The sequence below is a fragment of the Moorena sp. SIO4A5 genome (assembly GCF_010672005.1).
Taxonomy (GTDB): Bacteria; Cyanobacteriota; Cyanobacteriia; order Cyanobacteriales; family Coleofasciculaceae; genus Moorena.
Genome location: NZ_JAAHHZ010000050.1, coordinates 39464 through 47935, shown reverse-complemented (window position 1 = coordinate 47935; position 8472 = coordinate 39464). Strand labels below are relative to the sequence as shown.

The 8472-nt window shown below is 39.4% G+C and carries 8 protein-coding genes; all 8 read left to right on the top strand.

The genetic code is table 11. The annotated features are described in order from the left end of the window. The first annotated feature begins 99 nt into the window (after positions 1 to 99). Positions 100 to 2481 (top strand): hypothetical protein, encoded by a 2382-nt coding sequence (locus F6K57_RS17165; RefSeq protein WP_293069473.1) that lies wholly within the window; start codon positions 100 to 102, stop codon positions 2479 to 2481. A gap of 221 nt (positions 2482 to 2702) precedes the next feature. Beyond that, a complete protein-coding gene (locus F6K57_RS17160; RefSeq protein ID WP_293026180.1) occupies positions 2703 to 2942 on the top strand; it encodes a hypothetical protein in 240 nt (79 codons plus the stop codon). Then, positions 2929 to 3387, top strand: coding sequence for a PIN domain-containing protein (locus F6K57_RS17155; RefSeq protein WP_293026182.1), 459 nt, complete (start codon positions 2929 to 2931; stop codon positions 3385 to 3387). Before F6K57_RS17160 ends, F6K57_RS17155 begins: the two co-directional genes overlap by 14 nt. Before the next feature lie 73 nt (positions 3388 to 3460). After that, positions 3461 to 4012, top strand: coding sequence for a Uma2 family endonuclease (locus F6K57_RS17150; protein WP_293026184.1), 552 nt, complete (start codon positions 3461 to 3463; stop codon positions 4010 to 4012). A 324-nt stretch (positions 4013 to 4336) separates the two neighbouring features. Continuing rightward, the gene (locus F6K57_RS17145) at positions 4337 to 4579 is read left to right on the top strand and encodes a hypothetical protein (protein ID WP_293026186.1); all 243 of its coding nucleotides are present in this window, start codon (positions 4337 to 4339) and stop codon (positions 4577 to 4579) included. Between the two features lie 112 nt (positions 4580 to 4691). Beyond that, positions 4692 to 4886, top strand: coding sequence for a hypothetical protein (locus F6K57_RS17140; RefSeq protein WP_293026188.1), 195 nt, complete (start codon positions 4692 to 4694; stop codon positions 4884 to 4886). A 273-nt stretch (positions 4887 to 5159) separates the two neighbouring features. Beyond that, positions 5160 to 7298, top strand: coding sequence for a hypothetical protein (locus tag F6K57_RS17130; protein ID WP_293069469.1), 2139 nt, complete (start codon positions 5160 to 5162; stop codon positions 7296 to 7298). Between the two features lie 11 nt (positions 7299 to 7309). After that, positions 7310 to 8472, top strand: a 1163-nt coding sequence (locus F6K57_RS17125) for a contractile injection system tape measure protein (protein ID WP_293069475.1), incomplete at its 3' end; no start/stop codon positions are given.

The following is an 8472-nucleotide window of genomic DNA, read 5'->3' as shown; positions in this document are numbered from 1 at the left end:
ATAAAGCCAAAAATAAACATCTACACAAAAGGGTGGACTGAATAGGCTTGAGCCGGATGAGTGTGAAAGTCTCAAGTCCGGTTCTTAGGGGAGGAGGAGATGGTAACATCTCCTGCCTTACCCGCCACCATTCAATTGCGAGAATCGACCGCAGCAAACTGGGGTTTTGACCTTAAGTACATTGGGAATCCAGACAACAAATTCTATATAGAAAGCTATAGCGACTGCGTTTCAAAAGGAAAACATTTAACCATTGATAGAGAATCAGGCAATGTGGGGATTGGGACGACCTGTCCAGATGCCAAACTAGAAGTTAAGGGAAATTTAAAGCTATGCTACGGAGTAGCGGTGAATGCATTTTCTTGTGATGGTACTCTCGAAGGTTGTAGCGATCTGGCCATACCAACGGAAAAAGCAATTAAAACCTATGCCGATACTAAAGCACTTCTCAATGGTTCTCCGAGTGAGAATTTTTCAACCAAAAACCTAACTGTAAATGGAGTAATTAAACCAAGTGCGGGTAATAAAAAAAACAACGGTATTTTCTTTACTAAAGAACCGGATTATGGGAGTAAAGATGCTGCCTGGATCAGGTATTACCGTTGTGGAAATTCAGGAGAAAATACGACACTGGAGATTGGAACATCTAATGATTGTGACGATCATATTGTCTTAATGCCTGGAAAGGGCAATGTGGGGATTGGGACGACAAATCCAAGGGCTAAACTCTCTATAAATGGCGGTTTGCACGTTGGTGGTGATTGCGAGCCAGGGAATAACAACCTACTGGTAGATGGGCGTACAACCACAAAGGAATTATCTGTCTCAGGAAGTCTTAGCTTTGATACACCGACAAGACAGATAATTAACATGTGTAATAATAATTACGGGATAGGGATACAGGATAGCACTCAATATTTCCGCACTGACAATAATTTTGCTTGGTACAAAGGTGGTACTCATGATAAAAATGAACTGAACCCTGGTACTGACGGAACAGTACAGATGGTTATCAAAGATTGCCATGTGGGGATTGGGACGATAGATCCAGGGGCAAAACTAGAAGTGAAGGGCAATCTCAAGCTACTAAAGGGAGTAGCGGTGAATGAATTTTCTTGTGATTGTACTCTCGAAGATAATAGCGATTGTGCAATACCAACGGAGAAAGCAATTAAAACCTATGCCGATACTAAAGCGCTTCTCCATGGTTCTGTGAGTCAGGATTTTTCAGCAAAAAACCTAACTGTCAATGGAGCGATACAACTAAGTTGTGGTGATACTGCCTGGATCAGATATTACCGTCGAGGAGGTGAACCAGAGGCAAGGACACTGGAGATTGGAACATCTAATCATTGTGACGATCATATTGTCTTAATGCCTGGGAAAGGCAATGTGGGGATTGGGACGAGCAATCCAACTCACAAGTTTCATGTCCTAGGATCAGATGCAGTAGGCTTATTTCAATCTTGCACTAACCTAGCCGTCTTAGAACTTTCCACCAACGAAGGATTGAATAATCGGGTAGAAATTGCCAATAAACCTGGTGGGCGATTGAGCTTTTCTACAGCAGAAGCGTGTGATGTATTCAACGTCACCAAAGATGGTAATGTGGGGATTGGGACGACAAATCCAGGGGCAAAACTAGAAGTGAAGGGCAATCTTAAGCTACAACAGGGAGTAGCGGTGAATGAATTTTCTTGTGATTGTACTCTCGAAGGTAATAGCGATTGTGCAATACCAACGGAGAAAGCAATTAAAACCTATGTAGACACAAAAACACGTTTTTCTGGTTCTGCGAGTCAGGAGCTTTCAGTAAAAAACCTAACTGTAACTGGAGCGATACAACTAAGTTGTGGTGATGCTGCCTGGATCAGATATTACCGTGGAGGATGCGAACCAGAGGCAAAGACACTGGAGATTGGAACATCTAATCATTGTCACGATCATATTGCCTTAATGCCTGGAAAGGGCAATGTGGGGATTGGTACGGATAGTCCAGAGGCAAAGCTGGATGTGTTAGGAAAAATTAAAGGTGGCGGGGTTTTGGCTGGAATATGGGCAGCCCAACCAGAGACTGATGTTTCTATCACATGCGCGGGGTGGGAAGATGTTTCCGATACATCAGTTACTTTCACCCTAGATAGAAAAGCAATAATTTTTTGTACCTATTCAATTAATGTCCAACCAGAGGGGAATTGTAAAGGTCGTAATCTCGTTGCAACAAGGCTAGTCGTGGACGGTAATGGCTGTCCCCAATCTGGTTCGCACTTTCAAGCCCATAGCTCTAATCATCCTAATGTGAATTTGAATGGCAATCTCGTCTTGCCGCTTGGGACAGGTGAGCATACCGTTAAGCTCCAGTCGAAGAAAGTTGGCGACAATGTGGCAAGGTGGAATAGCAACCCATCATGCCTAGATGGCTTCGGTGGCGGAAGAACACTTGTGGTCATGGCATTTTACTTACCAATAATAGGTGTTTAGTGCGATCGCCGATATTGTAGGGTGCGTTAGCGGTAGCGTAACGCACCATCTCCAAATTTCAACCGAACCTGAATCTAAAAATTAAAGGAACATGAAACAACAACTGGAGAAACGTCTAGCCGAACTCAAAACAGTTGGTAGGCACTGCCCACCCTACATGAACCAAGTGAGATCGCTCATGCTATAATCAAAACACCTAATAGTAAACGAGGAAAATTGTAATGAAAAATAAAGTCATAGATGTGACAGATCTAAGTCCGAAACAGATTGCTATGCTTGAAGAAATTATTGCTGCTTTTAAGGCGGTTTCTCAACAGAATAGTTTTTCACAAGATATAAGTAAAAAAGAAGACAAAGAGAAAGAAGACTTGAAGCAACTTCATCAAGAGTTTGATTGGTTGGTTGCTGACCTTGGTGTAAAAGAACCACTTACTAGAAGTAATGTCTATGGCATCGAATAAGAAAATAAAACGGTATTTAGACACTAACATTCTGGTATATTCAATTGATTTAAGTAAGGATAATAGGCAAAAACATCGGGCAGCTTTAGAAATTTTAAGACCTAGTCAAAGAGAAGTTATCTGTCTGTCTTCTCAGGTAATTGCCGAGTTTTATGCTGTTGTTACTAGTTCCAAATCTGTAGCCAATCCTCTGACTACTCAAGAGACAATAATGCGGATTGAAAGATTTATGCAAATGCCCAATATAGAACTTCTCTCCATGTCAGATAATATCTTTAAGGAATGGTTTGAATTGCTCAAAATAAACCCTGTAAAGGGGGCTAGAGTATTTGATTTAATGCACCTGGCAATTATGATATCCCATGGAGTAACCAGTATTTATACGTTTAATGAAGATGATTTTAATTGGCATCCTGAAATTGAGGTGATTGTGCCAAGTTATTAAATAATGTTCGTAAAACCTTACTCCCCATCCAAGGAGCAATTCCAAAAGAGCCATCTTTAATTAGAGTAGAGCAATGATTACCTTAGCTAAATGGTCAATTGAAGACTATCATCACATGATTGCAGCAGGTATCCTCAGTGAGCGTCATGTGGAATTACTAGAGGGAAAAATTATTGAAATGTCACCAGAGGGACCATTGCATCGGAAAATCAACGATTCTATGGCAGACTATTTACGGGAAAAGCTCCGGGGACGCGCTAAAATCTACGAAGCACATCCGGTTTCCCTTCCTGATTCAGAACCTGAACCAGATATTGCTGTTGTTAAATTGCCAGTTTCCTTGTATGACAATCGTCACCCTTCTGCCGAGGAAATTTACTTATTGATAGAAATATCTGACACTACCTTGGAAAAAGACTTAGAACAGAAGCGAATTGCCTATGCTCGTGCTGGCATTTTAGAATACTGGGTTGTAGATTTAAAAGCTCAACAACTGATCGTGTTTCAGCAACCATCAGGGGATAGTTATCAAATCAAACAAACCAAAGCCTATGGAACTTTATATCCAGTTGCTTTTCCCCATGTTGAAGTGTCAGTGGAAAAGTTATTATCAAAAACTATCTGAAATATAGCAATTATCATAGCTATGAGATATACAATTTATGGATTGTAGGGAACAGGGAACAGGGAACAGGGAACAGGGAAGACAGAAGAGGGAATAGGGAAGAGGGATGCGCTGCATCAAGATAGGGAATCAACGTCAAAGAAGACTGTACCTCATAACTGCGAGAAACGCTATAATATACTATAGCGGTTTTAATAGTAACGAAGTACAGAGGATTTTTTCCCTCTTCTTTATTCCCTACTCCCTACTCCCTAAAACCCAATAATTTGCACCTCACCCAATTAAAAACTGCTGTATTGTAACCGATCATCCTCAACAAGGAACATGAAAGAACAACTAGAAAAACGCCTAACCCAACTAAAAGCCGAATTTGAATCAGGACAAAAAGTACTCGCCGATTTAGAAGCCAAACAAGCCAATGTCCGTGAAACCTTACTCCGCATCCAAGGAGCAATTCAGGTATTGGAAGAAGAGCTAGCTAAACATAATGGTGCTACCTCGAAATCAGACAATTTGCAAGGATTAGAAACGGAGGCTTTAGCAACACACCCTCAGAACAAGGATTAAATGCTGTAGGATGAGGGATGAAGAGATTTTAGAGATTTCTGTGAGCGAAACCGTCTACATTGAAACCAGTATAATAGGAGTTATCCACTATTTGATTAATGGGAGAATAAAAATGTGGAGAGATGAAATTCTAGAAGAGATCTACAGAATTCGAGAGGAACACGCTAGAACTTTCAATTACGATTTGAAAGCCATCTGTGATGACTTACGGAAACGACAAACGGCAAGCAACAGAAAAATTATTTCCAAACCCCTTAGGCGACCGGATTTACCTTTAATGTCCCAAGAAGGCTCACGCTCTATCTGATAGGAAAGCATAGTCGATTGCAGCTCAGGCTGTGCAATAGCATCAACAAAAACCCAGAAAGCAAAAAAATGGCTTATGCCTTCCCATTATTGCGCTGTAGCTACCCTGCGGGAAGCTGCTCAACGAGCATCATAGGTACACGCTCCATTGTACCTGATATAGCGGTCTTCAAATGGGCACGAATTCCCTGTTCCCTGTCCCCAACTTCTGTAAGAAGCTACTATCATGACTGAAAACCTTACCATCTCCAACGCCCCCCCAGAACATCCTGGCATGAATTTCGCTTTATTGCGACAAGAAGGAATCAAGCACATCGAACGCCTAGGGGGGAAACTGTGGACAGACTACAATACCCACGATCCCGGTATTACTATCCTAGAACAACTTTGCTATGCCATCACGGATTTAAGCTATCGCCTTGACTTCGAGATGAAAGACTTGCTTGCGCCTGCTCCTGGAGAAAAAACTGGAGAAAACAGGAAACAGTTTTTCACAGCCAGAGAAATCCTCACCGTTAATCCCCTCACAATTAATGATTATCGCAAACTGCTAATCGACATTGATGGTGTTAAAAATGCATGGGTTAAACCCATTAAGAATTCACAACCCCCAATTTATTACGATTCGCTTCTTCATACCTTAACTTTTGAAGCTTCTAAACGCACTAAGCAAGTCAACTTAAATGGAATTTATCGGGTACTAATCGAAAAAGAAAAAAATGTCTCTGACGAAGCGAGTCTCATCGAAAAAGTAAAATCTAAACTTAATCAGCATCGAAATTTGTGTGAAGATTTTGCTTCAGTCGAAATTTTACCCATTGAAGAAATCACCATCAACAAAGCCGAGATTGAGATTGAAGAAGGATTTGATGTGAATGAATTAATGGCACAGATATATTTGGACTTAGATAATTTTATTTCTCCTCACCTACAATTTTTTACCTTAAAAGAACTACTGGAGCAAGGCAAAACTCCTGAAGCTATTTTTGATGGTGTTCCCCTGGAACATGGCTTCATTGACGATGAAAAACTTGATAGTTTTATCAAGAAAAACCAACTGCACACCTCTGACATAATTCGGATTATTTTAGATATTCCAGGGATAAAAACTGTTAGAATAATTACTATTTCAAGCGACAAGTCATCAGAATCAGAAGAATGGGCGTTAGCATTAGATCCTAATCTAACACCCCAACTCAAAGATATAGATGGCTTGACAAGTAACATTACCTTTTATAAAGGACAAATTCCGTGCAATCCGAACCTGGCTAAAGCTAAAACTAATCTGGAATCATTACAACAAAAAAATACCCAAACACCATCAACTACACAAAGAAAAGATATCCCCATCCCAGTGGGACAATACCGAGAATTATCTGACTATGAATCAATCCAAAATGATTTTCCTGCTACTTACGGTATTGGAGAAATAGGTTTACCGGCTTCCGCATCTCCCAAACGCAAGGCTCAAGCCAAGCAGCTACAAGCTTATTTAATGTTTTTTGACCAACTTTTAGCTAACTATTTTGCTCAATTAGACCATGCTAAAGATTTATTCTCTTTTCAAACTAAGAACAAGAAAACCTACTTTTACCAGGAACTTTATCCCATTCCAGGTGCGCCAGAAATCCTAAACCTTGAGCAAAATTTACCAGAAGATAAAAATGATATTGATAAGATAAGAATAAACCGTTTCCTGGATCATTTAATGGCACAGTTTTGTGAAAAGTTCACAGATTATTCTTTACTTTTATATGAATCAATTCTGGATGAAAAACTGATTGATGATAAAATTAGTTTCTTACAAAATTATCCCCAAATTAGCGCCGGGAGGGGTAAAGCCTTTAATTACACTGATTCCAGTCAGGTTTGGGATACAGAAAACGTATCGGGACTAAAACAAAGAATTTGTAGTTTACTAGGAATTCCTTACCATCGAAAAACTTTGGCTCTCTGCAATGAATCGGATGAAACCGAAGGTTTCCATATAGTCGAACATATTTTACTTCGTCCTCGCAGCAGTAACGACCCCGACTCAGACGAGAATTTTTCAGAATTTAAATCAAACACAGATTCAAACACAGATTCAAACACAATAGATCCTTACTCTTTCCAAATCAGTTTTGTATTCCCTGATTGGCTGCCTCGCTTTCAAGAAGAAAACTTTAAACAGCTAATTTATAACATTATCATTGCCGAAATACCCGCCCATATAACTCCTTATTGCCACTGGTTAGACAAACCTAATATGATAAAATTTGAAAATGCCTACCAGCTCTGGCTAAATACAAAAATGGATAAAAATTCAACTAATAACCTGATCGAATTTTTGGTAAATGGTAGTATTTCAACTCTACCATTTAATGTTTTAGGATATATGACTATCGGCACAGATTTTGAAGTTATTTGTTAAAGCCTTTGGAAGTGAACCAACAACGACATATTATCAAAAAACAGATTATAGAACTTAATTTAAGTTCACAGCAAGGTGCTTTTGAACTGCAAAATGAGGTAAGTAGACTATATCGCTATAAAGTCCTCCCCCTGATTGATAATTTATTTAATCAGTTCAGCGATTTAGATACAATACATCGAATTAATACCCTAGAAATAGACCTAGGCAATATCGATATCAATAATCTAGAACAGGAATTGATTGACAAAATTATAGCACAAATTCAACAGCAATTAGAAGAACAAATTAGCCACTCAAGTTCCAGTTTGTCAACACAGCCACAACCTAATACTGAGTTGGGTGAGTCTTCACCACTGCTTGCTAGAACAGAGGGAGAGACGGGGGAAAATATAGAAGTAAATAAAATTACCTCTGTAAGTGCAACTCGCTATCAAAGACTATCTGATCAAATTTGCAAATCAGAGATTGCTAGTAAAAGAGCTTTACAACTAGAGGTTTTTAGCTACTTTATCCAAACAGGTATGCTACCGTGGTGGGCAGAAAACTTAAGTAAACAAGAGCTAGAAGACTATTGCGATCGCCTGATCACCAATTCCCCAAATCAGGTAAAATATATTGTTCAGCAAAGCCTAAAAAATTCCAAGCAATTGCAGCGCCTTATTTACCAATTTTCGGATTCAATACTTCTCAAAATAGCCGGATTGTTGACTGGGGATTCAGTCCCGTTTATTGCCGACTATAATACAGACATCAAACCTGTCTTGGAACAGCTAGAGCAGACGAGAAATATTCCGGCAGCCAAATTGCGATTAGAAATATGGCAAGGAATACTTTTCAGTATCTCCTCAAATAGTAATACTCAAGTAGATAAGCTCAAGTTAATCCAAGAAAATTTATTACACATTGCCACCAGTAATCGGATTAACTATCCTGAGTTTTTAAAGAATCTTGTTGCCAAGATAGAGCATCTAGTCAGAGAAGGAAAAGGATTTAAAAGCACACTTCCAGAAATCTTAGATAAAATCCAAATCCCTGGCCAAGATGCACAGTTGATTAGAGCAGAAGAAAGAGCTTCACAACTAGAGATTTTTAGCAACTTTATTCAAACAGGTATACTCTCCGAAAACTTAAGTAAACAACAACTAGAACAATATTGCGATCGCCTGATCAC

Coding starts and splice junctions, on each gene's coding strand:
- F6K57_RS17165 (WP_293069473.1), top strand. CDS start 100: ATGGTAACATCTCCTGCCTTACCCGCCACCATTCAATTGCGAGAATCG.
- F6K57_RS17160 (WP_293026180.1), top strand. CDS start 2,703: ATGAAAAATAAAGTCATAGATGTGACAGATCTAAGTCCGAAACAGATT.
- F6K57_RS17155 (WP_293026182.1), top strand. CDS start 2,929: ATGGCATCGAATAAGAAAATAAAACGGTATTTAGACACTAACATTCTG.
- F6K57_RS17150 (WP_293026184.1), top strand. CDS start 3,461: ATGATTACCTTAGCTAAATGGTCAATTGAAGACTATCATCACATGATT.
- F6K57_RS17145 (WP_293026186.1), top strand. CDS start 4,337: ATGAAAGAACAACTAGAAAAACGCCTAACCCAACTAAAAGCCGAATTT.
- F6K57_RS17140 (WP_293026188.1), top strand. CDS start 4,692: ATGTGGAGAGATGAAATTCTAGAAGAGATCTACAGAATTCGAGAGGAA.
- F6K57_RS17130 (WP_293069469.1), top strand. CDS start 5,160: ATGAATTTCGCTTTATTGCGACAAGAAGGAATCAAGCACATCGAACGC.